This is a genomic window from Microbacterium sp. KNMS, from assembly GCF_053851835.1.
The window spans coordinates 102787-126480 of record NZ_JBSQBP010000007.1 but is presented as its reverse complement, the minus strand read 5'-3'; the positions used below and the strand labels follow the sequence as shown (position 1 = coordinate 126480).

Below are 23694 nucleotides of genomic sequence, written 5' to 3'. Positions count from 1 at the left end.
CGAGTCATGCGCACCCGCATCGCACTCGAGGAGACCCGTCCGACTGAGGCCCGCGCCGAGCGCGCGACGGCACCCGCCAGCCCGAGGCGGATCGCACCGCCGCGGCGCGCCGCCCTGTGGCTCGGCATCTGGCTCGCGGCGGGTCTCGGCGCGGGCACGGGCGCCCTCATCTACGCGAGCCTCACCGGCCAGGCGTGGATCATGCCGACGGCGATCGGCGTCGCGGCGATCTCGGTCGCCGGGCCCATCCTCGTCGCCGGCTGGCTCATCGGCCGCGCGCTCCGCCGAGGCGCGGGCGCGCTCGGGCTCCTCTTCGCCCTCGGCATGCTCGCCGCCGGCGTCGGCATGGCGGCGTCGCTCGCCGCCGTCTCGGCGATCGGCTGGTCGGCGATGGCTGCCTCCGCCCTGGCGCTCGCGCTCATCGTGCGGTTCTCCGCGCGGCGGGGCGCCCGCGCGACGCGGCGCGACGCGCCCCGCGAAGTAGGGCGCTCCGCCCGCCGGACGCCGGGCCGCCGCTAGTCCGTGAACGACGCGGCCACCGCGGCCGCCTCGCCGGCGGTGAACGCGCACGCGAACAGGTGCGTCCCCGAGCCGACGATCGTCGGCTCTGACCCGTCGGGCAGCACGATCTCGGCTTCGGTCGACGGCGGGATGACGACCTCGAGGGCGAAGGCGTCGTCCTCGAGAGTCCAGGACACCTCCGCGCGACCGTAGGGCGTCTCGTGCGCGGTGCGCGCCCACGTGAGCTCGGGAGTCGGAAGCGGCGCGACCCGGATGCGGCGGTAGCCCGGCGCTGCCGGAGCGAGTCCGCCGACTCGCCGGTGGAGGAAGTCGGCCACAGCGCCGAACGCGTAGTGGTTGAACGATGTCATCTCGCCGGGGTTGATCGAGCCGTCCGGGAGCATCGAGTTCCAGCGCTCCCAGACGGTGGTCGCTCCCATCGTCACGGCGTAGAGCCACGACGGGCACTCCGTCTGCAGGAGGAGCCGCCACGCCGTCGCGGCGTGGCCGGTGTCGGCGAGCGCGTCGAGCACGTGCGGCGTGCCGAGGAAGCCCGAGCCGATCGCGAACCCGTCGGCGGCGACCTGGGCGGCCATGAGCTCTCCCGCGTGCTCCTCCTGCTCGGGGAGCAGGAGGCCGAAGCGGATGGCCAGGGCGTACGCGGTCTGCGACGGGAACGCCGCGCGCCCCGTCGGGGTGACGTACTCGTCGCGGTAGCGCGCCGCCGTGCGGGCGAAGAGGTCCGCGTAGCGCGCCTCGTCCTCGGGGTGATCGAGGACGGCCGCGGCGTCGCGGAGGATGCGCGCCGACAGCGCGAGGTACGCGGTCGCGACCGCCTGCCACGGCAGGCGCGCAGCCCACGGCTGGTCGTCGGGCGCCGCCGCGTCGAGCCAGTCGCCGAACGAGAACCCTCCGCTGGAGAAGTCGAGGGCGTCGCCCGCTCGCGCGGCGATCGCCTCGACCCATCCGGTCATCGACCCCCACTGGCGGCGGAGGATCTCGACGTCGCCGTAGCGCTCGTAGAGCGTCCACGGCACGACCGTCGCGGCGTCGCCCCAGCCGGCCTCGGCCCCGAGCGGCGGCATGTTCGGGTCGACGTCGGCCCACGGGATGTACACCGGCACGTTGCCGTCGTCGTGCTGGTCGGCCGCGAGGTCGGCGAGCCACCCGGTGAGCATCCCCGACGTGTCGTAGAGGTACGCGGCGGTCGGCGCGAAGGCCATCAGGTCGCCCGTCCAGCCGAGGCGCTCGTCGCGCTGCGGGCAGTCGGTCGGCACGTCGAGGAAGTTGCCGCGCATGCCCCACACGACGTTCTCGTGCAGGCGGTCGAGCAGCGGATCCGAGCACGAGAAGGTGCCGACGCGGCGCATGTCGGTGTGCAGCACGACGGCCTCGAACGCCGACGGATCGACGTCGCCGGGCCATCCGCTCACCTCCGCGTACCGGAAGCCGTGGAACGTGAATGCGGGCTCCCACGTGAAGGCGGCGCCATCGCCGAGGACCACATCGGTCGCGCGGGCGCGCCGCAGCGGTCGGGTGCCGAGCTCGCCGTGCTCGAGCACCTCGGCGTGCCGCAGCACGATCTCGCGTGCATCGGCCGGGACGCGCACGCGGAGCCGGCCGACGAGGTTCTGCCCGAAGTCGAGGATCGTCCGGCCGGTCGGCGAGGTGCGCACCTCGACGGGGCGGATGGTCTCGGTGCGGCGGACGGCCGGACCGTCGGGCGCGACGAGGGTCGCGGGGTCGAACGCGACCGTCGACACGGCATCCCACGCAGCGTCGTCGAAGCCCGGCTCGTCCCATCCGGCGATGGCGCGCCGCGCATCGTAGGTCTCGCCCATGTACAGGTCGGCGCGCGTCACGGGCCCGAGGGTCGAGCGCCAGGTCTCATCGCTCCCGACCACCGTGAGCGTGTCGTCGGCGTGCTCGACCTCGAGCTGCACGAGCGCGGCCGTCCGGTCTCCGTAGAGGTCGCGGAGGCCGCCGAACCCGAGGTACCCGCGGTACCAGCCGTCTGCGAGGTGCACCGCGAGGGCGTTGCGCCCCTCGCGCACGAGCTCGGTGACATCCCACGTGCGATAGCGCAGCCGCCGCGCGTAGCTCGTCCATCCGGGGTGGAGCACGTCGTCGCCGACCGGGCGCCCGTTGATGCGCAGCGTCATGACGCCGCGGGCCGTGGCGCGGACGCGGGCGCGCACGATCCCGCCGCGGAGCTCGGCCTCGCCGCGCAGCAGCGCGGCCGGCTCGCCGCCGTCGCCCGTCTCGGGCAGCGCGGGAGCGACCATCCGCGCCTCCCACAGTGCGGAGTCGAGCAGCCCCGTCTCGAGGACGGTCGGCGCGCTCCAGTCCGACGCGTCGCCCTCGGCGCCCCACACGCGCACCCGAACCGAGCGGCGCGCCCGGCTGCCGAGCGCCTCGGCAGGCCAGGGCACGAGCACCTGATCGACCGACTCGACGCGTCCGGTCGTGAACGCGCCCGCGTCGGAGACGATCTCGATCTCGTAGGCGCGCTGCGCCCATCCGGGCTGGTCGGCGTCGACAATCCACGACAGGCGCGGACGCGTCTCGCCGATGCCGATCGGCTCGCGGTGGTGCTCGACGGTCACAGGGCGGGCGGCGATGCTCATGGGGCTCCTGACGGATGGCGGACGACGGCGTCCGCGGATGGTCGTGGTCGGGTCAGAGGGGATCGACGAGGTAGCCGTCGATGACGTCGCGGATGTCGTCGGCCATGTCGACGTCGAAGCCGTTCAGCCAGAGGAGCTCGAGGCCCTCCGTCATCGCGATCGTGCGCAGCGCGGCGGTGCGCGGGTCGACGCCGTCGCGGAGCCCTCCGTCGTCGCGCACCTCGGCGAACGCGCGGGTGACGGCGTCGGCGATGCGCTCGAGGCGGGCGTGGAAGTACTCGTGCGCGGGATGGTCCGGGTCGACCGCCTCGGCCGAGAGGTTGCGGTAGAGCTGCACGACACCGCGCTGGGCGGCCTGCGCGCGGGAGATCTCGACGAGGCCGAGGAGGAAGTCGCGGCCGCGCCGCGCCTCGAGGACGCCCTCGGCGCGCGCGTCGCGCTGCTCGAGAACGGCGCGCAGGAGGGCGATCTTGCCGCCTGCGAAGTGGTGGAGGACACCCGTCTGGGTGATGCCCACGGCTCGCGCGATCTCGTTCACCGAGCTCGCGGTGTACCCGTTCTTCGCGAACACCGCGAATGCGGCGTCGAGGATCTGCGCGCGCCGTTCCGCGCTCTTCCGGTACTCGCCTCGGGGCCCTGCCATGTCAGCACCGTACCAGGATCCGCGCAAAAACATTGAACCCGTTAACTTTTCGTGTTAGCGTCTCCCGCATCCCGGCGACGGGACCCCATCGACGAAGAGACGGCCGACCCGACGGCCCCATCGGCAAGGAAGCCACCATGACCATCCCCGAAGACGCCCCCGCGGCCACGCCGTTCGGCGCGGCCCCCGCCATCACGACCGACACACTGCGCGAGCTCACGCCGACCGAGGCGTTCCGCCAGAGCGTGAAGCGCCCCCGCGGCTTCACGTTCTTCCTCGTCCTCGCGATGGTGGGCGCGGCCGCCGCCCAGATGTCGGCGGCGCTCCTCACCCTCACGCTCAAGGCGACGGAGATCGACGCCGCGACCGCGACGACGACGATCTCGATCTCGAGCGCCGTCGCGGGCATCCTCACGCTGTTCGCGCTGCCCATCGTCGGCACGCTGAGCGACCGCACGCGGTCGCGCTTCGGTCGGCGCCGGCCATACCTCGTCGTGGGGGCGATCGCGTTCGTGCTCGGGGCCATCCTGCTCGTGACGGCACCGAACGTGCCCGTGTTCGTCGCGGCGCACCTCCTCATCACGACCGGATTCGTCGCGGCCAACGTCACGGTCATGGCGCTCCTCACCGACCAGCTGCCCGCCGACCAGCGCGGCGTCGCCACGGCGCTCGTGAGCATGAGCACGCCGATCGGCGCGCTCTTCGGGATGGCCGTGGCGGTGCCGTTCGGGCAGCAGCTCCTCCCGCTCGTGGGCATCCCGACCGCTCTCGCCGTCATCGGGATGCTCGTGCTCGCCGTGGTCGTCCGCGACCCGAAGTGGGAGTTCCCGCAGCCGCCCTTCGACCTGCGAGCCGCGCTGCGCGTGTTCTGGGTGAACCCGCTCAAGCACTCCGCGTTCACCTGGGTCTTCACGAGCCGCATGCTCGTGTTCTCGGGCGTCGCCGCGCTGAACGGATACCAGGCGATCTACCTGCTGCAGAAGCTGCACATGGAGCCTGCAGGACTCGGCACGGCCATCCTGCTCACCGTCGTCGTGAACCTCGGCATCACGATGCTCGTCGCTCCCCTCGTCGGGAAGCTCAGCGACCGCCTCGGCGTCCGCAAGCCGTTCATCCTCGTCGCCGCGGTCATCCTCGCCGTCGGCCTCGTGCTCGCCTCGCTCGCGCCCGACTTCGGGTTCTACCTCGTGGCGTGCACGGTCGTCGGCCTCGGCCAGGGCGTGTACTTCGCGGTCGAGCTCGTGCTCGCGACGCAGGTGCTCCCCGACCCCGACAACCCCGCGAAGGACCTCGGCATCCTCAAGATCGCCGACAACCTGCCCGTGACGATCGTCGCCGCGGCGGCGCCCGCCCTCCTCGCGATCGGCGCGGGGCCCGCCGGCCCGAACTTCGCCGCGCTCTTCATCGCCGGCGCGATCGCCGCGGTGATCGGCGGCCTCGTGATCCTCTTCGTGCGCGGAGCGCGCTGACCTCGGATGGCCGCCCCGCGCGGGGCGGCCATCCCTCCTCGATCGAATCCCGAAGAAAGCAGTGACGACATGACCTCCTTCCCCGACGGCTTCCTCTGGGGCGTCGCGACGGCCGGCCACCAGAACGAGGGCGGCAACGTCCACAGCGACATCTGGTTCCTCGAGAACACGACGCCGACGCTGTTCCGGGAGCGCTCGGGTGAGGCCTGCCGCGCATACGACCTCTTCGAGAGCGATCTCGACATCGTCGCGGGCCTGGGGCTCAACGCCTTCCGATTCTCGGTCGAATGGGCGCGCATCGAGCCCGAGCGCGGCGTCGTGTCGCAGAAGGAGCTCGACCACTACGAGCGGGTCGTGGACGCCGCGCTCGAGCGCGGCCTCGCCCCCCTCGTGACGCTCAACCACTTCGCGTCGCCGCACTGGTTCTCGGCCGCGGGGTCCTGGCTCGCCCCCGACGCCGCGGCCCTGTTCGCCGAGCAGGCCGACCGCGTCATGGCGCGCTTCGGCGACCGACTCGCGGCGGTCGTGACGCTCAATGAGCCGAACCTCGAGCAGCTGCTGCAGGCGGGCGGCAAGCTGCCTCCCGTCGCAGAGCAGCTCAAGCGCGACATGCTCGCCGCGGCCGCGCGGGCGGTCGGCGCCGAGCGCTACTTCGCGTCGAACGTGCTGCCGGCCGAGGCGCAGGCCGACTTCCAGGAGGCGTTCACCGTGGCCCACCGCGCCGCGAAAGCCGCCGTCCAGGCGCGGCGCGCGAACCTCCCCGTCGGCGTCTCGATCGCGATCTCCGACGAGGTCGCACTGCCCGGCGGTGAGGCGCGTCGCGACGCGCGCCGTGCGGCGGTCTACGACCACTGGCTCGAGGTCGCCCGCGACGACGACTTCATCGGCGTGCAGAACTACGAGCGGACCTATCACGACGCGTCGGGCGAGGTCGTCCCCGCTGGGCCGCGCAACGGCATGGGCACGGTCATCGAGCCGGCGTCGCTCGCGGGCGCCGTCCGCTACGCGCACGAGGTGTCGGGCGTGCCCGTGCTCGTGACCGAGCACGGCATCCAGACCGACGACGACGCACAGCGCGCGGCGTTCATCCCGGCCGCGCTCGAGGCCCTCGGCGAGGAGATCGCGGCGGGCACGCCCGTGCTCGGCTACTGCCACTGGACGCTCATGGACAACTTCGAGTGGATCTTCGGCTACGGCCCCAAGCTCGGCCTCGTGTCGGTCGACCGTGACACGTTCGCGCGCACGCCCAAGCCGAGTGCCGCGGTGTACGCGGATGCGGTGCGCGCGGCGCGGGCGGTGCGGGCGGCCGGCTGAGCTGCTTCCGCTCTGGGGGGGGGAGATGGGTTGCCCCGCTCCGGGAGCAGGACAATCCGCCGAGAGCAGGACGATCTTCGCCCGATCGTCCTGCTCTCGGTCTTTTCTCCTGATCCCGGTCTTTCGGTCTTTCTGCGGCGGCGGGCGCGGGCGGGTTGGTAGAGGCCTGAGTGGTCGTGTCTCAGTTTTGGCGGGCTAGCGGGCTGGATTCCCGCAGCGGGTGAGACACGCACGCCCGCGCCGCCGCACATGTGTGTGGGGTGGAGGTGTTGATGTCTCGGTTTTGGCGGGTTAGCGGGCTGGATTCCCGCAGCGGGTGAGACACGCACGCACGCGCCGCCACCGCCGCATGCACGCCCGCGCCGCCGCACGCCCGCGCCACCGCCGCACGCACCGGCGGTCGCGCGTCCCTCCCGGGGTGCCTACCGGCCGAGCACGGCCTCGATGCCGGGCATCGGCCATCCGGTGTACGCCTCGGCGAGGTAGGTGCGTCCGGCCTCCGACTCGACGACCGTGCGGAGCTCCCCGAGCTGGCGCCGACGGTCGAAGTCGCTCGCCTCCGGCTGCAGGTGCAGCATGCTCGTCATCCACCAGGAGAAGTGCTGCGCCTTCCAGATCCGCTGGAGCGCGGTCTCGGGATAGGCGTCGACGAGCGCGTCGTCGCCGTCGGCCAGCGCGCTGCGCAGCGCCTCGCTGAGGAGCACGACGTCGGCGACGGCGAGGTTCATCCCCTTGGCGCCCGTCGGCGGGACGGTGTGCGCCGCGTCGCCGACGAGCACGACGCGGCCGCGGCGCAGCTCGTGGGCCACGAAGCTGCGGAACCGCAGGATGTCGCGCTGGAAGATGCGCCCCTCCTTGAGCGTCGTGCCGGGAACGCGCGCCTGCAGCGTCTCCCACAGCTCGGCCTCGCCGAGCGCATTCGGGTCGGCCTCTGGGTCGCACTGGAAGTACATCCGCTGCACCTCGGGGCTGCGCTGGCTGATGAGCGCGAAGCCCTCGGCCGAGTTGGAGTAGATGAGCTCCTCGGCGCTCGGCGGCGCCTCGCAGAGGATGCCGAACCACGCGAACGGGTACTCGCGGAAGTACCCCGCCCGCTGCCCGCTGACCGATGACCGCGCGACCGAGCGCGAGCCATCCGCGCCGACGATCCAGTCGGCCTCGATCTCGACCGGCGCGCCGGACGCGTCGCGCGCGATGAGGCGGGGCCGATCCGACTCGGCGTCCTCGACGCGCTCTGCCGTGACCTCGAAGCGGAGGTCCTGGCCGGCGGCGAGTCGCGCCGCGATGAGGTCCTTGAGCGCCTCGTGCTGGGGGTAGAGCCACACGGCCCTGCCCGCCGTCGCGGCGAAGTCGATGCGATGGTGCTCGCCGGCGAACGCGAGTTCGATGCCCTCGTGGCGCCGCCCGACGGTGTGCACGCGGTCGGATGCCCCGGTCTCGCTGAGGATCTCGACCGTGCCCTGCTCGAGGATGCCGGCGCGGATGGTCGTCTCGATCTGCTCGCGCGAGCGCTGGTCGATGACGATCGACTCGATCCCCTGACGGCCCAGCAGGTGCGAGAGGAGGAGGCCCGCCGGGCCGGCTCCGATGATGGCGACGCGCGTGCGCTCGGTCATGTCCGTCTCCTTCGACGTGGTCGGGATGGCACGAGTCTCGCGGGCGGGACGGGTTGGCTGCGCGCTTGTTCCCGTTCAACGGGAATCGCGTGCGGTGCGCCGTCAGCGCCGGGACGCGCCGAGCGAAGCGGAGATCCCGGCCGCCGCTGCACGGAGCTCCTCGACCGCGCCGGCGGTCGGCGCCTCGCGCGGCAGGACGACCGACAGGGCCGCGATCACCGGGCCCCGGCCATCCCGCACCGGAACGGCGACGCCGGTCGACACCGACTCGATCGAGCCCTCGGCGACGACGAATCCGTCGCGTCGGATGGCGCCGAGGCGGCGCCGCAGCTCGATCGGGTCGACGACGGTCTCCGGTGAGACCGCGGCGAGCGGCTCGGCGAGCACCCGCTCGCGCTCCTCCTCCGGAGCGAACGCGAGGAGGATGAGACCCGACGACGATGCGTGCAGGGGCAGCCGCCCGGCGACGCGCGTGATGTTGGCGCCCGACGTCGGCGACGAGAGGCGCTCGAGGAAGAGCGCTTCGCCCCGCTCGAGCACTGCGAGCTGGGTGTGCTCGCGGATCCGGCTCTGCACGCGCTCCATGAACGGCAGGGCGACCTGTCGCAGCCGCAGGGCGAGGGAACCGCGCTCGGCGAGCTCCCACAGGCGCAGGCCGAGGCGGATGCGGCGCTCGCCATCCCGCTCCAGCAGCCCCGACGCGACGAGGTCGGCGACCATCCGATGCGCCGTCGACGAGGGCAGGCCGGCGCGTCGGCCGATCTCGGCGGTCGTCTGCACCGTGCGGTCGGTCGTGAACGTCTCGAGCACGCGCACGATCCGCTCGGTGACCGAGTCGCCCGACGGGGAGTTCGCCATGGGGCCATTGTCGCCCGCCGCCCGGGCATGTCTCGCGTCGTGCGTGACCGGAATCGGATGGCTGGGGCGCGTGTGCGCGTGTCGTGCGCAGGGGGCGACTCCTGTCGCACGGATCCGATTCGGGGGACGCAGGGAGGCCATCCGGCCAGGTCTCCATGTCTCGCGTCGTGCGGGTTCGGATGGGCCAGAGGCGCGACAATCGAGACATGGGAGTGGAGGGGGAGGGCGAAGGGGTCCTCACGCGGGCGATGCGCATCCTCGCGTGCTTCACGGCCGACGAGCCCGATCTCAGCGCGACGCGGCTGTCGGAGCAGACGGGGCTGTCGTCGTCGACGCTCCACCGCATCCTCGCGCAGCTCGTCGACCACGGCCTGCTCGCCCGCGCTCCGGGGCGGCGCTACATCGTCGGGCCGCGGCTGTGGGAGCTGGGCGAGCTCTCGCCGCTGTCCCTCCGGCTGCGCGAGACCGCGCTGCCCCACATGCAGCGGCTCTACGAGGCGACCGGCGAGAACGTCCACCTCGCGGTGCTCGACGCGCCGACACCCGAACGCGCATCCGCGCTCTACGTCGGACGCGTGACGGGCCACGGATCCATCCCGACCCTGTCGCGCATGGGCGGCCGCCACCCGCTCCACACCGTCGGCGTCGGCAAGGCCATGCTCGCGCAGCAGGGGGAGGAGTGGCTGCGGCAGTTCTTCCGGGCGCCGCTCGAGCGCGAGACCGTGCACTCCCTCACGTCCGAGGAGGCCGTGCGCGCCGACCTCGCCGCCACCAAGGCCCGCGGCTACGCGGTCGCGCGCGAGGAGATGACCCTCGGCAACATCTCGATCGCCGCGATGCTCGGGCACGTGCGCGGCCTCCCGCCCACGGCGATCGGCGTCGTCGCGCACATCGACACCGCGGATGAGCGGCGCCTCGCGGCTCTCGTGCGGCAGACGGCCGCCGCCCTGACGCGCGAGCTCCGCGACGCGAGCTGACGAGCTCGCTCCGGCCATCCGCCCGGGACACGACGCAGGAGTTCCCGCGCCTTCGCGGCTGCCCGCCCCCGGAATCACGCGGCTCGCCATCCGCGTCGCGCCCGGAACTCCTGCGCTGTGTCCCGCGGACGCAACCCCGAACGCCGCCCGAACGCCGCCCCTCCCGACCGCTCCTCCCACTCACCGGGAGAATCCCGCCCGCCGGCGCGGCGGTCGCGCCACACTGGACCGGCAGCTCGTCGAAGGAGACACCATGACGCCAGAGCAGACCGCGGCGGCCCCCGAGTCGCTGCTCGCCTCGCCCGATCAGGTCAGCCAGGCCGAGATCACCGAGGAGATCCGGCAGATCCACGCCGACGCCGCCGCGCGCGTGGCCGCGGGGGAGAACGTGCCCAGCACGCTCTACGACTTCCCCCCGTACCGTTCGAGCATCCTGCGTCACCCGACGAAGAACCCCAAGCTCGTCGACCCCGAGACGATCGAGCTGTGGTCGCCCGCCTACGGCGAGCGGGATGTCGCGGCGATCGAGTCCGACCTGACGCTGCAGCACGCGGGCGAGCCGCAGGGCGAGCGGATGACCGTGAGCGGCCGTCTGCTCGACGGCTGGGGGCGTCCGATCGCGAACCAGCTCATCGAGCTGTGGCAGGCCAACGCCGCCGGCCGCTACATCCACCAGCGCGACCAGCACCCCGCTCCGCTCGACCCGAACTTCACGGGCGCCGGCCGCACGATCACCAACGCCAACGGCGAGTACTCCTTCACGACGATCAAGCCGGGCCCGTACCCGTGGAAGAACCACGTCAACGCGTGGCGTCCTGCGCACATCCACTTCTCCGTCTTCGGCCGCGGCTTCACGCAGCGCCTCGTGACGCAGATGTACTTCCCGAGCGACCCGCTGTTCGCGCTCGACCCGATCTACAACACGATCCGCGACCAGAGGGACCGCGAGCGGCTCATCGCGACCTACGACCACGACCTCACGGTGCCCGAGTTCTCGATGGGCTACCGCTGGGACATCGTCGTCGACGGCCCCGACGCGACGTGGTTCGAGCCCGAGGGAGACGAGCACTGATGACCCGCAGCGACCTCGGCGAGAAGACGCTCGCCCCCACCGCCGGCCAGACCGTCGGACCGTTCTTCAAGTTCGGTCTCGAGTTCGACGGGATGGCGCAGGTCGCCTTCCCGCACAGCCCCGGCGCGATCGTGCTCGGCGGCACCGTGCGCGACGGCAACGGGCACCCGATCCCCGACGCCGTCGTCGAGATCTTCGGCGCCGACACGGATGGCACGGTGCCGCGTGCGCGCGGAACGCTCCGTCGCGACGGGCATTCGTTCACGGGCTACGGCCGCTCGTTCACGGATGACGAGGGCCACTACGAGTTCTGGACGCGCAACCCCGGCCCCATCGAGGGCAAGGCGCCGTTCTTCGCGGTGGTGCTGTGGGCGCGCGGGCTTCCCAACAAGCTGCACACGCGCATCTACCTGCCGGAGGAGCCCGAGCGCCTCGCGCAGGACCCGCTCCTCGCCTCCCTCGACGAGGGCGAGCGCGCTACGCTCATCGCGACACGCACGTCCGATGGCTACCTGCACCACGACATCCGGCTGCAGGGGGATGAGGAGACCGTCTTCCTTGCATACTGACCCCGACCGCTTCGACGCCGGACTCCTCTCGCCGGTGACCGCCGGGCGCGAGGATCGGGTGTCGGACGCCGCGGTGCTGTCGGCTCTCGTGCTCGCCGAGCGCGCGCTCATCGAGGCCTACATCGCGGTCGGGGCGGTGAAGGACGTCGACGCCGTGCGCGCCGAGGCCGACGCTCTCGGCGTGGCCGACGTGCACGCGCTCGCGCTGGCCGCGGTCGCCGGCGGGAACCCGGTGATCCCGCTCGCGAACGAGCTGCGGATCTTCGCGGGGCCGCACGTCAAGCCGTGGATCCACCGGGGCGCGACGAGCCAGGACATCCTCGACACGGCGCTCATGCTCGTCGCGAAGGACGCCGCGGCGCACGTGCTCGCCTCGCTCGACGCGGTCGTCGGGTCGCTCGAGCACTTCGCGCAGGAGTACCGCGACGTGCCGGCCGCCGCGCGCACCCTCACCCAGCACGCGGTGCCCACGACCGTCGGCCTCCGCGCCGCGAACTGGCTGCGGGCCGTCCGCCGGGCGCGAGCGCGGCTGGCCGCGCTGGAGTTCCCCGCGCAGCTGGGCGGAGCAGGCGGAACGCTCGCCTCGTTCGTCGAGGTCGCGGGGCGCGCCCGCGCGAGCGAGCTGCCGGCCGCCTTCGCGACGGCGCTCGGCCTCGCGGCTCCCGACGGCGTCTGGCACGTCACCCGCTGGCCCGTGACCGAGGCCGGAGACGCGTTCGCGCAGGCGCTCGACGCGCTCGGCCTCATCGCCGCCGACGTGGCGACGCTGTCGCGCACCGAGATCGGCGAGCTCGCCGAGGGCACGGGCGGCGGCTCGTCCGCCATGCCGCAGAAGCAGAATCCCGCGCGGTCGGTGCTCATCCGCTCCGCCGCCATCCGCGCCCCGCACCTCGCCGCGACGCTGCACTCGGCGGCCGGCCTCGCCGTCGACGAGCGCCCCGACGGCGCATGGCATGCCGAGTGGCCCACGCTGCGCGAGCTCCTGCGGCTCGCGCTCGGCGCCTCGGCGCACGCGGTCGACCTCGTCTCGGGGCTGCGGGTCAACCGCGACGCCGTGGAGCGGAACCTCGCCGCGACCGGAGGGCTCATCGTCGCCGAGCGCCTGTCCGTCGCGCTGGGCCCCGTGCTCGGGCGCGATCGCGTGAAGGACATCGTCTCGGCCGCGGGAGCGGGCGGCGACCTGCGTGCGCTCGTCGCGACCGCCCTCGCCGAGGCCGGCGTCGACGGCGTCGACGTCGACGACCTCCTCGACCCCGCGCGGTACACGGGGCTCGCGGGGGCCTCCGTCGACCGCGCGACCGAGGATGCCGCCGACCACTCGCCCCTGACCGAGGAGGAGAGCGCATGATCGCCCTCACCGCCCCCGTCGGCCCCGCCGACGCCCCGCTCGTCGTGCTCGGGCCCTCGCTCGGCACCTCGACCATCCTCTGGGAGAGCGTCGCCCCCCTCCTCGCCGCGCGCTTCCGCGTCGCCCTGTGGGACCTCCCGGGGCACGGCGCCGCGAAGCCGGTCGCGGAGCCCTTCACGGTCGGCGACCTCGCCGACGCTGTGGCCGAGGCAGTCGGCGAGCCCTTCCTCTATGCGGGCGTCTCTCTGGGCGGCGCGACCGGGCTCGAGCTCCTGCTGCGGCACCCGGGCCTCGTGCCCCGCGCCGCGATCGTGTGCGCGTCGCCGCGCTTCGGCGAGCCGCAGGCGTGGCATGACCGTGCAGCGCAGGTGCGCGCGCAGGGCACCCCCGTGCTCGTGAGCGGCTCGGCCGAGCGGTGGTTCGCGCCGGGCTCGATCGCCCGCGTGCCGGTGCTCAGCGGGCGGCTGCTCCACGCGCTGAGCGACGCCGACGACGAGAGCTACGCGCTGTGCTGCGAGGCCCTCGCGCAGTACGACGTCGCCGATCGCCTCGGCGAGATCGCGGTGCCCGTGCTCGCGGTCGCAGGCGCGCACGATCCCGTGTCGCCGCCCGCCCACGCCGAGGCGATCGCACAGGGGGTGCAGGACGGCCGCTCCGCCGTGATCCCCGACGCGAGCCACCTCGCGCCCGCCGAGCAGCCGGCGGCGGTCGCCGAGCAGCTCATCCGCCACTTCGAGGGGATCGCACGATGACCCGACCCGACGGCCAGGGGCTCACCGACGAGGAGCGCTACGACCAGGGGATGGCCGTGCGCCGCGCGGTGCTCTCCGACGCGCACGTCGATCGCGCGACGGCGAATCAGACGCCGTTGAGCGCGGACTTCCAGGACCTCATCACCCGCTACGCGTGGGGGGACATCTGGTCGCGCCCCGGCCTCGATCGCCGGTCGCGCTCGGTCGCCGTGCTCAGCTCGCTCATCGCGCACGGGCATCACGAGGAGCTCGCGATGCACCTGCGCGCGGCCCTCCGCAACGGCCTCACGGTCGACGAGATCCGCGAGGTCATCCTGCAGTCCGCGATCTACTCGGGCGTGCCCGCCGCGAACACGGCGTTCCGGATCGCGAACGAGGTCCTCTCCGACGACGCGTAGGCTCGCGGCGTGACCGGATCGCCGTACGCGCGGGCGCTCGGGGCGCGGATCGACGAGCTCCATCCGACCCTGCGGCGGTACTTCTCGACGATCCCCGAGGGGAGCGTCGGCGTCGGGGAGGGCGTGTTCGACACGGTGGGCACGCCGCGCCGCTGGCTGCATCCCCTGCTGCGCGTGCTCGAGGCGCGCGGCGTCGTGTGGGCCGGCTGGGCGCGCGACGTGCCGTTCCGGATCGTCAACCGGACGGCGGATGGCCGCGCGCTCGCCCGCAGGGAGCTGCGGCTCCCGGGCGGCGACTGGACGATGGTCGACGCCGTCGCGCTGGCCGAGACAGGACGCGTCGTCGATCGGCTCGGGGAGCCCCCGACGCTCGCGGCCGTGTTCGACGTGCGTGTGGACGACGGGGCGCTCGTGCTCGTGAGCCGGTCGGTCGGGCTGCGGTGGGGGCGCCTGCGGGTGCGCCTCCCGCGTCGCGTGGCGCCCGTCGTCCGCCTCCGGGAGAGCTGGGACGACGCGGTCGGCCGCCAGCGCGTCGAGCTGACGGTCGACGTGCCCGTCGTGGGCCGCGTGTACGCGTACCGGGGGACGTTCCGGTACCGGATCGAACCCGACGCCGGCGGGTAGTCTGGCGACACGATGAGGATCACGCGCCGCACCCTGCTCGTCGGCGCCGGCACGGGCGCCGTCGCGATGCTTCTCGCGTCGTGCACGGGCGATCCGCAGCCGGGGCCGTCGACGCCTGCGCCGTCGACGCCGGCCCCGATCCCGACGCCGTCGAACGGCGTGCCGGTGCCCTCCGCCTGGCTGCGCAGCACGTGGTCGGCCGACCCGTACGCCCGCGGAGCGCGCAGCTTCATCGCGGTCGGCGCGACGCCGCAGCACCGGGAGGCCCTCGCGCAGCCGGTCGGCGACCGGGTGTTCTTCGCGGGCGAGGCGACCGACGCCGAGCAGCCGGCGACGGTCATGGGCGCGCACCGCTCGGGCTCCCGGGTGGCCGACGAGGTGCTCGCGGTCGCGGGCCCGGGGGAGCGCCTCGCGGTCGTGGGAGCGGGCATCGCCGGCGCGGTCGCGGCGCGCGCGCTCGCCGACGCCGGTCACGACGTCACGGTGTTCGAGGCCCGCGACCGCGTGGGCGGGCGCCTCCACTCGGTACCCGACGACCCGTGGCCGATCCCGGCCCAGCTCGGCGCGTGGACCTTCGGCGACGACGACGAGGCGTTCCTCGGGCGCCTGCGGCTGCTCGGGATCCCCGACATCGACCTCGACACGGCCACCGGATGGTCGGAGCAGGGCGAGACGGCGACGCTCGCGTTCGACGCGGTGCGCGAGGCGGTCGAACGCGGCAGCGCGGGCGCCGCGGACGTGCCGCTCGAGGCCGCACTGCTCGCGACGGGCGCCGACCTCGACGATCCTGCGCTCGCCGCGTCGCTCGCCTGGCTCGCGGCGACGACGGGCGCGAGTGCGGCCGATGCGTCGTGCTGGTTCCCGCCGCCGCTGCCCGCCGACACGCTGCGCGCGGCGGCGGGCGATCTCGCCGGCCTCGTCGAGGGGCCGCTCGACGACATCCAGGTGACGCTCTCGTCGCCCGTCGTCCGCATCGCGCACGACGACCGCGGCGTGAGCCTGCGCCTCGCGACGGGCGAGGCCCTGTCGTACGACCGGGTCGTCGTCACGGTGCCGCTCGGCGTGCTCAAGCACCAGGGGATCGAGTTCTCGCCCGAGCTGCCGGCCGCTCAGCGGGGAGCCGTGGCGGCGCTCGGGATGGGCGCGATCGAGACCGTGTGGCTCCGCTTCGAGGAGCGGTTCTGGGAGACGGACGCCGCGATCTGGCACCTCGTCGGCGGGACGGGCGCCATCCGCACCTGGTTCAATCTCGCGCCCGCGACGGGCGAGCCCGTGCTCGTCGGCCTCGTGGGCGGCGACGAGGCCGAGGCGTTCGCGGCACTCGACGACGGCGACGCGCAGGCCGCGGCTCTCGAGTCGCTCGGGTTCTTCGCGCCGGCGTCGCCCACGCCCGAGCCGTCCCCGCCCGAGCCGACCCCGTCCGAGCCGACCCCGTCCGCGGGGTAGCGCGGTCTCAGAGCTCGGTGTGGCCGAGGTCGGGCTGCGCGACGAACCGCGCGACCGCCTCGCCCGCGTGCAGCTCGAGCACGGCGATCCGGTTGCCCGTCTCGCGCACGACCGGGCCGGGCACGTACATCGTGCGCTGCGGGCCCCTCGACCAGAACCGGCCGAGGCAGAACCCGTTCACCCACACGACGCCCTTGCCCCATCCGGATGTGTCGAGCAGCAGGTCGCGGCCCGCGGGCGCGTCGAACATCCCGAACGCGACGCCGGGGCCCGCGTGCGCGGCGGATCCGTGTGCGCTCGCGCGGTCGGCCAGCTCGTCGAGGCGCTCCCACGTGAGCGGTGCCGCCTCCCACGCGTCGATCGGCGCGCCGTCGAGCGTCGCGGGACCGATGAGCCCCGTGGGCTCGCCGAGGCGCGGGCCGTAGTTCACCCGCCCCTGGTCCTCGACGAGCAGCTCGAGCACGCCGCCGTGGGGCAGCGCGATGCGCCGCTCGCCGTGATCGCGGCTGAGGACCCCGACCGGCTTCCGGTCGAGGAAGACCTGGGCGCGATCGCGGACCTGGTCGAAAGCGAGCACGCCCGGCGCCTCGATCGGGCGCGTGGCGCGGTACAGCGTGAACCCGCCGAATTGGTCGAGCTCGTCGATCGTCGGCAGGTGGTCGACCGAGGTCTCCGCGCCGAGCAGCTCGAGACCATCCCACAGCGAGAGCGCGCGGTCGAGCGCGACGTCGAAGACGGGCGCGTCGGGCCGGACGGCCGCTGGCTCCTCGTCGGGGACCGGCGCGTACTTCGCGATGACGTCGCGGAACGCGCGGTACTTCGCGGTCGGGTGGCCCGTCTCGTCGAGCGGCGCGTCGTAGTCGTAGCTCGTGACGATGGGGATGTACCGCCCCTTGTCGTTCGCTCCGTTCGTGAATCCGAAGTTCGTGCCGCCGTGGAACATGTAGATGTTCACCGAGGCGCCCGCCGCGAGCAGGTCGTCGAGCTCGCGGGCCGAGTCCTCCGCCGAGGTCGTGTGGTGGTGCTCGCCCCAGCTGTCGAACCATCCGCACCAGAACTCCGAGCACATGAGCGGCCCCGTGGGCTGGTGACGGCGCAGCGTGGCGAGCCGCTCGGTCGCCCGCGAGCCGAACGAGCCGGTGCGGTGCAGGTCGGGCAGGCCGCCCGCGGCGAGCATCTCGTCGGTGGGCTGGTCGACGGTCGTGAGCGGCACGGTGATCCCGATCGCGCGCGTGAGGTCGGCGACCTCGCGCAGATAGGCCGCATCGTCGCCGAACGCGCCGTACTCGTTCTCGACCTGCATGAGGATGATCGGCCCGCCCGCGTCGATCTGCCGCGGCACGAGCACGGGCGCGATCTGCGCGTAGTACTCGCGCACGGCGTCGAGGTACCGGGGCTCGGAGCGGCGCACCCCGGCGCCGTCGCGGAAGAGCCAGGCCGGCAGGCCGCCGTTGTCCCACTCGGCGCAGATGTACGGCCCCGGCCGCACGATCGCGTGCATGCCCTCGGCCGCGACGTCGTCGAGGAAGCGGCCGAGGTCGAGGCCCCCGTCGAGGCGGAACTCACCGCGACGCGGCGCGTGCGCGTTCCACGCGATGTACGTCTCGATCGTGTTCAGCCCCATGGCCCGCGCCTTGCGGATGCGGTCGCGCCACTGATCGGGGTGCACGCGGAAGTAGTGCAGCGCGCCCGCGAGCACGCGGAACGGCTCTCCGTCGAGCAGGAAGTCGTGCTCCCCGATCGCGAACCGGCTCATCGGGGGTCCTCCTCGTCGATCGCGCCGCCGACATCCGTCATCGGGGGCGAACTCCGAGCGTATCGAGCGGATGGCCCTGCGCGCGTCAGGGGCGCCCGTCCGCGTCGCGGATGGTCGGCCGGATGCGGCTCAGCAGCACGAGCCCCGATGCCACGCCCGCGAAGATCGCGAGTGCGATCGCGCACGTGACCGCGAACTCCGCGAAGCCCGACACCTGCCGCAGGTCGAGGAAGTAGTACGGGAACCATCCGACGATCGCGCCGCGCCACATCGTGAAGCCGCCCCACACGAGCGGGTACACGAGCACGAACGGCACGACGCGCCAGGACGCCGCACGGCGGCCGGGCCCGAACAGCCACGCGAGGATGGTCCAGATCGGGAGCACGAAGTGCAGCACGACGTCCGACCAGGGCACGTCGATCCGGATGCCGCGCAGCCCCGCCTGCCAGACGATGAGCGCGAAGGCGAGACCGGCCGTGATCGTCCAGCTGAGGATGAGGGCGCGCGCCGTGGTCAGCCAGGGCGGGTCCTCGTCGTGTCGGAGGGCGATCACCCCGGCGATCGTCGCGAGCACCGTGAAGGCGATGTTCGACTGGATCGTGAGGTACGCGAGGAAGTTCTCACCGGCGATCGTCTGCGAGCTGAGGCCCCAGGCGAGCCGGTGGACGAGCGCGACCAGGCACAGGGCCGCCGCCGCCAGGCGAGACCAGCCGAAAGCCGTCCGTGCCGTCACCCTCGCGTCGTCCTCCCGCTGCGGCGCGGCGTGCGCGCGCCACGGCCCGAGTCTACGGAAGCCGCTTCGGGTCGGCGCGCGCGCCGAGCTCGTCGGCGGCGTCGACGAAGAGCTCGCGCATCCACTGGTGCTCGGGATCGCGGTCGTGCACGGGATGCCACCACATGGCGTTCAGCACGGGCGTCGCGTCGAACGGGAGCGCGAACGTGCGCACCGCCGCCGAGCGCTCCACGATCGGCGCGAGCGCCGACTGCACGATGCCGAGCCGGTCGGTGCCCTCGACGAAGTGGCCGAGGGCGAGGAAGCTCTCGACGACCGCCTCGACGCGGGGCTCGATGCCGAGCTGCTGCAGCTGGCGGCTCGCCGACGTGAACGCCTCGCGCGACTGGTAGGTGAACACCCACGGGCGCTCGGCGAGGTCCTTCATCGTGGCCTGCGAGCCGATGCGCGCGTCGTCGGCGCTCGCGATGCCGACCCAGTCGTCCTGCCACAGATCGGCGTACGGCAGGTCGGTGAGGAAGCCGTGCGGGATGAGCATGGCGTCGGCGGCGCGCAGGCGCGTGGCGGCGTCCTCGACGATGGTCTGGTTGTGGAGCATGAACCGGAAGCGCACGCCCGGCGCCCGCTCGCGGGCGATGCGGCTCACCGTCCGCCCGACCGTCGCGAAGCCGTAGTCCGAACCGAAGATCGCGAACTCGCGCGTGGACTGCTCGGGGTTCCACGCGGCCTGGCTCTCGAAGACCCGACGCGCGGCCTCGAGCGCCGTCGTCGTGTGCTCGGTCAGGCGCATCGCGAGCGGCGTGAGCTCGTACGCGTTGCCGCGCCGCGCCAGGATGGGGTCGTCGAAGTGCGCGCGGAGCCGCGAGAGCGACGCGCTCAGCGCGGGCTGGCTCAGGTGGAGGCGCTCGGCGGCGCGCGTCACGCTGCGCTCGGTGAGCAGCGCGTCGAGCGAGACGAGCAGGTTCAGGTCGAGTCGTGAGAGCAGCGGCTGATCGGGCACGGCGGCGTGGTCCTCGGGTCGGGTCCGCTCGGCGATGAGCGTACCCGGATCGTATCACCGCCGTCGATCACCGGCGCCATCACCATAGCGCCGGTCGATAACGCCTCGATCACGCCGTGAGCACGAGGGCGTCGCCCTGGCCTCCTCCACCGCACAGTGCGACCACGGCGGTCCCTCCGCCGCGGCGCGCGAGCTCGTGGGCGGCGTGCACGACGAGGCGGTTGCCGGAGGCGCCGATCGGGTGCCCGATCGCGATCCCGCCGCCGTGGATGTTCACGATGTCGGACGACAGGCCGAGCTCGCGTGCCGAGTGCGCGACGACGGCGCCGAACGCCTCGTTGATCTCCACGAGATCGAGGTCGGCGACGTCGATGCCCTGCTTCTCGAGGGCACGGCGGATGGCCGCGGCCGGCTGCGCCTGGAGGGAGTTGTCGGGGCCCGCGGTCTGACCCGATGCTCCGATCGTCGCGAGCGCGCGCCATCCCTCGCGCTCGGCCCGCTCGCGCGTCGTCACGACCACGGCCGACGCGCCGTCGGAGATCTGCGACGAGTTGCCGGCCGTGATGCTCCCGCCCTCGGCGAACGCGGGGCGCAGCCGCGCGAGGGTCTCGACCGTCGTGTCGGGGCGGATCCCCTCGTCCCGCGTCACGACGACGGGCTCGCCCCGACGCTGCGGGATCTCGACGGGCACGATCTCGTCGTCGAAGACCCCTGCCTCGGTCGCCGCGGCGGCACGCTGATGCGACAGCGCGGCGACCTCGTCCTGCGCCGCGCGCTCGACCCCGTAGCGCGGGTTGTGGTTCTCGGTCGAGAGCCCCATGCTCACGCCGTCGTACGCGTCGGTGAGTCCGTCGTGCGCCATGTGGTCGAGCACCTCGACCGAGCCGTAGGTCCAGCCCGTGCGCGACCCCATGAGCAGATGCGGGGCGCGCGACATCGACTCCATGCCGGCCGCGACGACGACCTCGGCGTCGCCGACGGCGATCATCCGCGCGGCGTCGATCACGGCCGTCAGCCCCGAGAGGCAGACCTTGTTCACGGAGTGCGACGGGACGTCCCAGCCGATGCCCGCGCCGACCGCGGCCTGGCGGGCGGCGTTCTGGCCCGATCCGGCCGCGAGCACCTGGCCCACGATGACGGCGTCGACCGCGCCGGGCGCGATGCCCCCGCGCTCGAGTGCGCCGCGGATGGCCGCGCTGCCGAGCTGCGGAGCGGTCAGCGACGAGAGCTGCCCGCTCAGCCGCCCCTGCGGGGTCCGGGCTGCGGCGACGATGACGATGTCCTGCGGGTTCATGCTGCCTCCTCCTCGAGGGCGACGATCAGGGCCGGCTGGGTGGCCGCGACGACCTCGTCGAGGGTCACGTCCGGCGCGAGCTCGCGGAGGACGAGCCCGTCCGCGGTCACGTCGATGACGGCGAGGTCGGTGATGATCCGGTCGACGACGCCCCGCCCCGTGAGCGGGAGCGAGCACGCGTCGACGATCTTGGGCGACCCGTCCTTGGCGACGTGCTCCATGAGGACGATGACGCGGCCGGCGCCGTGCACGAGATCCATCGCGCCGCCGGGGCCCTTGACCATCTTGCCGGGGATCATCCAGTTCGCGAGGTCGCCCGACGCCGACACCTGCATGGCGCCGAGGATGGCCGCGTCGATCTTGCCGCCGCGGATCATCCCGAAGCTCAGGCTCGAGTCGAAGAAGGCCGCGCCCGGGAGCGTCGTGACGGTCTCCTTGCCCGCGTTGATGAGATCGGGATCGACGGCGTCCTCGGCCGGGTAGGGCCCGACCCCCAGGATGCCGTTCTCGGACTGGAGCACGAGCGTCACGCCGTCGGGCACGAAGTTCGGGACGAGCGTGGGAAGACCGATGCCGAGGTTCACGTACTCGCCGTCGTGGAGCTCGCGTGCGGCGCGCGCGGCCATCTGGAAGCGGGTGAGTGCCATGTCAGTTCCCCTCGGTCGCGACGGTGCGCTTCTCGATGCGCTTCTCGATGTCGGTGCCCACCTCGACGACCCGGTGCACGAACACGCCGGGCAGGTGCACGGCGTCGGGGTCGAGGGCGCCGGGCTCGACGAGCTCCTCGACCTGCGCGATGCACACGCGGCCCGCCATCGCGGCGAGCGGGTTGAAGTTCCGGGCCGCCTTGCGGAAGACGAGGTTGCCGTGTCGGTCGCCCTTCCAGGCGTGGACGAGCGCGAAGTCGGTCGTGATGGCCTCCTCGAGCACGTACTCGCGCTCGCCGAAGGTGCGGACGTCCTTCGAGGGCGAGGCGACAGCGACCGAGCCGTCGGCGGCGTACCGGCGCGGCAGGCCGCCGTCGGCCACCTGCGTGCCCACGCCCGTCTGCGTGTAGAACGCCGCGATCCCCGCGCCGCCCGCCCGCAGCTTCTCCGCGAGCGTGCCCTGCGGAGTGAGCTCGAGCTCGAGCTCGCCGGAGAGGAACTGCCGCTCGAACTCCCTGTTCTCGCCGACGTACGACGACGTCATCTTGCGGATGCGGCGAGCGCCGAGGAGCACGCCGAGCCCCCAGTCGTCGACGCCGCAGTTGTTCGAGACGATCGAGAGGTCGGTGGTCCCCTGCGCGAGCAGGGCCTCGATGAGGGCGATGGGGTTGCCCGAGAGCCCGAAGCCGCCGACCGCGATGCTCGCGCCATCCGGGATGTCGGCGACCGCCTCGGCCGCCGTCGGGATCTGCTTGTCGATCACGTCGTGTCACTCCCTCGTCCACCGTCGCGCGCGGCGCCTTCGCCGCTGTCGTCCCTTCGAATCTAGCGCGCGGCGGGGGAGCGGGAGGGGGCGATATCAGCGATCCGAATGCCGGTCATCGGCCGCGCTGAAGAGCGCGCACGCGGCCCGTCGAGTCATAAATCAGAGTGATGCCGAGGATCGAAGAATTCGGGTTCCCTGATAGTCCCGATGGCCGGAGAGTGGATGCAGACCTACCCGAGAAGGGATCGAAGATGATCAAACTGCTTTCGCATCTGTCCTACGTCGCCATCACGACGCCCGACGTCGAGGCGTCGGTGAAGTTCTACGAGGAGCAGGTCGGCCTGCAGGTCGTCGACCGCATCGACGGCGCCGTCTACCTGCGCTGCTGGGGCGACTACTACCGCTACAGCGTCGTCGTCGTCCCGGGCGACGAGCCCGCGCTCGAGACCGCCGCATGGCGCACGACGAGCCCCGAGGCGCTCGAGGAGGCCGTCCGCCGGCTCGAGGCCGAGGGCGTCGAGGGCGAGTGGTTCGAGGGGCACGCGATCGGCCGCGCCTACCGCTTCGTCGGCCCGCAGGGGCACCGCATGACGCTGCACTGGGACGTCGAGCACTACGTCTCGGGCGCAGACCAGGCGTCGATCTACCCCGACCGCCCGGCGCGCCGCTCGTCTCACGCGGGCGCCCCGCGCCAGCTCGACCACGTCACGATCGCGGCGCGCGACGTCGACGCGTTCGTCGAGTGGTACGTCCGCGTCCTCGGCTTCCGCTTCATGGCGCGCACCGTGCTCGACGAGGCGCCCATCTCGGTGTTCAGCGTGCTGACGACCAACGAGAAGTCGCACGACCTCGGCGTCGTGCTCGACGGCTCCGACCGCGACGGCCGCATCAACCACTACGCCTTCTGGGTCGACACCCGCGAGGAGCTGCTCATCGCCGCCGACGTGCTCATGGAGAACGGCACGCCGATCGAGTACGGCCCCAACATCCACGGCATCGGCGAGCAGACGTTCCTCTACTACCGCGAGCCCTCGAGCCTGCGCATCGAGCTCAACACGGGCGGCTACCGCAACTACGTGCCGGACTGGGAGGCGAACACGTGGCGCCCCTCGCAGGGCTCGAACAACTTCTACCGCAACGGCGCGATGCCGATGTCGATGACGGAGTCGTTCCCGCCCGCGAACGGCCCGTCCGCCACCGAGGAGGGCGTGCCCGACGAGATCAAGGAAGCCGTGCTCAACCCCTACGCCGTCCAGGGCCGGGGCTGACGCCGACGGAACGCGG

At 73.1% G+C, this 23694-nt stretch carries 22 protein-coding genes; 12 read left to right on the top strand and 10 right to left on the bottom strand.

Translation table 11 applies throughout. The features are described from left to right. The first annotated feature begins 6 nt into the window (after nucleotides 1-6). Entirely contained in the window at nucleotides 7-519 is a 513-nt protein-coding gene (locus ACWXWW_RS06500) for a hypothetical protein (protein ID WP_455969367.1), read from the top strand. Here ACWXWW_RS06500 and ACWXWW_RS06495 read toward each other — a convergent pair. Both ACWXWW_RS06495 and ACWXWW_RS06490 read right to left on the bottom strand, forming a co-directional pair. Continuing rightward, nucleotides 516-3128, bottom strand: coding sequence for a family 78 glycoside hydrolase catalytic domain (locus ACWXWW_RS06495; protein WP_455969366.1), 2613 nt, complete (start codon nucleotides 3126-3128; stop codon nucleotides 516-518). The genes ACWXWW_RS06500 and ACWXWW_RS06495 overlap by 4 nt on opposite strands. A gap of 52 nt (nucleotides 3129-3180) precedes the next feature. Continuing rightward, on the bottom strand, nucleotides 3181-3771 hold the full coding sequence (locus tag ACWXWW_RS06490; protein WP_282978821.1) for a TetR/AcrR family transcriptional regulator: 591 nt from the start codon (nucleotides 3769-3771) through the stop codon (nucleotides 3181-3183). Between the two features lie 137 nt (nucleotides 3772-3908). Here ACWXWW_RS06490 and ACWXWW_RS06485 point away from each other — a divergent pair, with 137 nt between their 5' ends. After that, nucleotides 3909-5240, top strand: a complete 1332-nt coding sequence (locus ACWXWW_RS06485) for an MFS transporter (protein ID WP_271172978.1) — start codon at nucleotides 3909-3911, stop codon at nucleotides 5238-5240. Nucleotides 5241-5309: 69 nt separating this feature from the next. Next, nucleotides 5310-6554: a glycoside hydrolase family 1 protein gene (locus ACWXWW_RS06480; RefSeq protein WP_455969365.1), complete on the top strand. Its 1245-nt coding sequence runs from the start codon at nucleotides 5310-5312 to the stop codon at nucleotides 6552-6554. Nucleotides 6555-6976: 422 nt separating this feature from the next. Here ACWXWW_RS06480 and ACWXWW_RS06475 read toward each other — a convergent pair whose 3' ends face one another. Both ACWXWW_RS06475 and ACWXWW_RS06470 read right to left on the bottom strand, forming a co-directional pair. Next, entirely contained in the window at nucleotides 6977-8170 is a 1194-nt protein-coding gene (locus ACWXWW_RS06475) for a 4-hydroxybenzoate 3-monooxygenase (protein ID WP_455969364.1), read from the bottom strand. A 102-nt stretch (nucleotides 8171-8272) separates the two neighbouring features. Next, nucleotides 8273-9028, bottom strand: a complete 756-nt coding sequence (locus tag ACWXWW_RS06470) for an IclR family transcriptional regulator (RefSeq protein WP_421075149.1) — start codon at nucleotides 9026-9028, stop codon at nucleotides 8273-8275. Nucleotides 9029-9234: 206 nt separating this feature from the next. Between ACWXWW_RS06470 and ACWXWW_RS06465 the strand changes: the two genes are divergently transcribed. The 8 genes from ACWXWW_RS06465 (at nucleotide 9235) to ACWXWW_RS06430 (ending at nucleotide 16214) form a co-directional block, all read left to right on the top strand. Further along, nucleotides 9235-10005, top strand: coding sequence for an IclR family transcriptional regulator (locus ACWXWW_RS06465; protein WP_324013694.1), 771 nt, complete (start codon nucleotides 9235-9237; stop codon nucleotides 10003-10005). Between the two features lie 253 nt (nucleotides 10006-10258). Continuing rightward, on the top strand, nucleotides 10259-11077 hold the full coding sequence (pcaH, locus tag ACWXWW_RS06460) for a protocatechuate 3,4-dioxygenase subunit beta (RefSeq protein ID WP_455969363.1): 819 nt from the start codon (nucleotides 10259-10261) through the stop codon (nucleotides 11075-11077). Further along, a complete protein-coding gene (pcaG, locus tag ACWXWW_RS06455) occupies nucleotides 11077-11646 on the top strand; it encodes a protocatechuate 3,4-dioxygenase subunit alpha (RefSeq protein WP_282978808.1) in 570 nt (189 codons plus the stop codon). The genes pcaH and pcaG overlap by 1 nt, the downstream gene beginning before the upstream one ends. Continuing rightward, entirely contained in the window at nucleotides 11636-12994 is a 1359-nt protein-coding gene (locus ACWXWW_RS06450; RefSeq protein ID WP_282978807.1) for a lyase family protein, read from the top strand. The genes pcaG and ACWXWW_RS06450 overlap by 11 nt, the downstream gene beginning before the upstream one ends. After that, nucleotides 12991-13746, top strand: a complete 756-nt coding sequence (locus tag ACWXWW_RS06445) for an alpha/beta fold hydrolase (RefSeq protein ID WP_455969362.1) — start codon at nucleotides 12991-12993, stop codon at nucleotides 13744-13746. Before ACWXWW_RS06450 ends, ACWXWW_RS06445 begins: the two co-directional genes overlap by 4 nt. Next, entirely contained in the window at nucleotides 13743-14144 is a 402-nt protein-coding gene (gene pcaC / locus ACWXWW_RS06440) for a 4-carboxymuconolactone decarboxylase (protein ID WP_271172969.1), read from the top strand. Before ACWXWW_RS06445 ends, pcaC begins: the two co-directional genes overlap by 4 nt. 9 nt (nucleotides 14145-14153) lie before the next feature. Further along, nucleotides 14154-14768: a DUF4166 domain-containing protein gene (locus ACWXWW_RS06435; RefSeq protein ID WP_282978803.1), complete on the top strand. Its 615-nt coding sequence runs from the start codon at nucleotides 14154-14156 to the stop codon at nucleotides 14766-14768. 12 nt (nucleotides 14769-14780) lie between these two features. Then, nucleotides 14781-16214, top strand: a complete 1434-nt coding sequence (locus tag ACWXWW_RS06430) for an FAD-dependent oxidoreductase (RefSeq protein WP_455969361.1) — start codon at nucleotides 14781-14783, stop codon at nucleotides 16212-16214. A gap of 7 nt (nucleotides 16215-16221) precedes the next feature. Here ACWXWW_RS06430 and ACWXWW_RS06425 read toward each other — a convergent pair whose 3' ends face one another. The 6 genes from ACWXWW_RS06425 to ACWXWW_RS06400 all read right to left on the bottom strand — a co-directional run bounded on the left by ACWXWW_RS06425 (nucleotide 16222) and on the right by ACWXWW_RS06400 (nucleotide 22407). Continuing rightward, a complete protein-coding gene (locus ACWXWW_RS06425) occupies nucleotides 16222-17970 on the bottom strand; it encodes a glycoside hydrolase family 35 protein (protein ID WP_455969360.1) in 1749 nt (582 codons plus the stop codon). 85 nt (nucleotides 17971-18055) lie between these two features. Further along, nucleotides 18056-18703, bottom strand: coding sequence for a Pr6Pr family membrane protein (locus tag ACWXWW_RS06420; protein ID WP_271172965.1), 648 nt, complete (start codon nucleotides 18701-18703; stop codon nucleotides 18056-18058). Between the two features lie 52 nt (nucleotides 18704-18755). Continuing rightward, nucleotides 18756-19703: a LysR family transcriptional regulator gene (locus ACWXWW_RS06415; protein WP_455969359.1), complete on the bottom strand. Its 948-nt coding sequence runs from the start codon at nucleotides 19701-19703 to the stop codon at nucleotides 18756-18758. Between the two features lie 109 nt (nucleotides 19704-19812). Continuing rightward, a complete protein-coding gene (locus ACWXWW_RS06410) occupies nucleotides 19813-20997 on the bottom strand; it encodes an acetyl-CoA C-acetyltransferase (RefSeq protein ID WP_324013710.1) in 1185 nt (394 codons plus the stop codon). Next, on the bottom strand, nucleotides 20994-21644 hold the full coding sequence (locus tag ACWXWW_RS06405; RefSeq protein ID WP_271172962.1) for a CoA transferase subunit B: 651 nt from the start codon (nucleotides 21642-21644) through the stop codon (nucleotides 20994-20996). The genes ACWXWW_RS06410 and ACWXWW_RS06405 overlap by 4 nt, the downstream gene beginning before the upstream one ends. Nucleotide 21645: 1 nt before the next feature. Then, the gene (locus tag ACWXWW_RS06400) at nucleotides 21646-22407 is read right to left on the bottom strand and encodes a CoA transferase subunit A (protein WP_455969358.1); all 762 of its coding nucleotides are present in this window, start codon (nucleotides 22405-22407) and stop codon (nucleotides 21646-21648) included. A 254-nt stretch (nucleotides 22408-22661) separates the two neighbouring features. Between ACWXWW_RS06400 and ACWXWW_RS06395 the strand changes: the two genes are divergently transcribed. Next, nucleotides 22662-23678: a VOC family protein gene (locus ACWXWW_RS06395; RefSeq protein WP_455969357.1), complete on the top strand. Its 1017-nt coding sequence runs from the start codon at nucleotides 22662-22664 to the stop codon at nucleotides 23676-23678. Nucleotides 23679-23694: the final 16 nt, after the last annotated feature.

Coding starts and splice junctions, on each gene's coding strand:
- ACWXWW_RS06410 (WP_324013710.1), bottom strand. CDS start 20,997: ATGAACCCGCAGGACATCGTCATCGTCGCCGCAGCCCGGACCCCGCAG.
- ACWXWW_RS06395 (WP_455969357.1), top strand. CDS start 22,662: ATGATCAAACTGCTTTCGCATCTGTCCTACGTCGCCATCACGACGCCC.
- ACWXWW_RS06490 (WP_282978821.1), bottom strand. CDS start 3,771: ATGGCAGGGCCCCGAGGCGAGTACCGGAAGAGCGCGGAACGGCGCGCG.
- ACWXWW_RS06405 (WP_271172962.1), bottom strand. CDS start 21,644: ATGGCACTCACCCGCTTCCAGATGGCCGCGCGCGCCGCACGCGAGCTC.
- ACWXWW_RS06430 (WP_455969361.1), top strand. CDS start 14,781: ATGAGGATCACGCGCCGCACCCTGCTCGTCGGCGCCGGCACGGGCGCC.
- pcaG (WP_282978808.1), top strand. CDS start 11,077: ATGACCCGCAGCGACCTCGGCGAGAAGACGCTCGCCCCCACCGCCGGC.
- ACWXWW_RS06470 (WP_421075149.1), bottom strand. CDS start 9,028: ATGGCGAACTCCCCGTCGGGCGACTCGGTCACCGAGCGGATCGTGCGC.
- ACWXWW_RS06425 (WP_455969360.1), bottom strand. CDS start 17,970: ATGAGCCGGTTCGCGATCGGGGAGCACGACTTCCTGCTCGACGGAGAG.
- pcaH (WP_455969363.1), top strand. CDS start 10,259: ATGACGCCAGAGCAGACCGCGGCGGCCCCCGAGTCGCTGCTCGCCTCG.
- ACWXWW_RS06480 (WP_455969365.1), top strand. CDS start 5,310: ATGACCTCCTTCCCCGACGGCTTCCTCTGGGGCGTCGCGACGGCCGGC.
- ACWXWW_RS06500 (WP_455969367.1), top strand. CDS start 7: ATGCGCACCCGCATCGCACTCGAGGAGACCCGTCCGACTGAGGCCCGC.
- pcaC (WP_271172969.1), top strand. CDS start 13,743: ATGACCCGACCCGACGGCCAGGGGCTCACCGACGAGGAGCGCTACGAC.
- ACWXWW_RS06495 (WP_455969366.1), bottom strand. CDS start 3,128: ATGAGCATCGCCGCCCGCCCTGTGACCGTCGAGCACCACCGCGAGCCG.
- ACWXWW_RS06475 (WP_455969364.1), bottom strand. CDS start 8,170: ATGACCGAGCGCACGCGCGTCGCCATCATCGGAGCCGGCCCGGCGGGC.
- ACWXWW_RS06485 (WP_271172978.1), top strand. CDS start 3,909: ATGACCATCCCCGAAGACGCCCCCGCGGCCACGCCGTTCGGCGCGGCC.
- ACWXWW_RS06465 (WP_324013694.1), top strand. CDS start 9,235: ATGGGAGTGGAGGGGGAGGGCGAAGGGGTCCTCACGCGGGCGATGCGC.
- ACWXWW_RS06445 (WP_455969362.1), top strand. CDS start 12,991: ATGATCGCCCTCACCGCCCCCGTCGGCCCCGCCGACGCCCCGCTCGTC.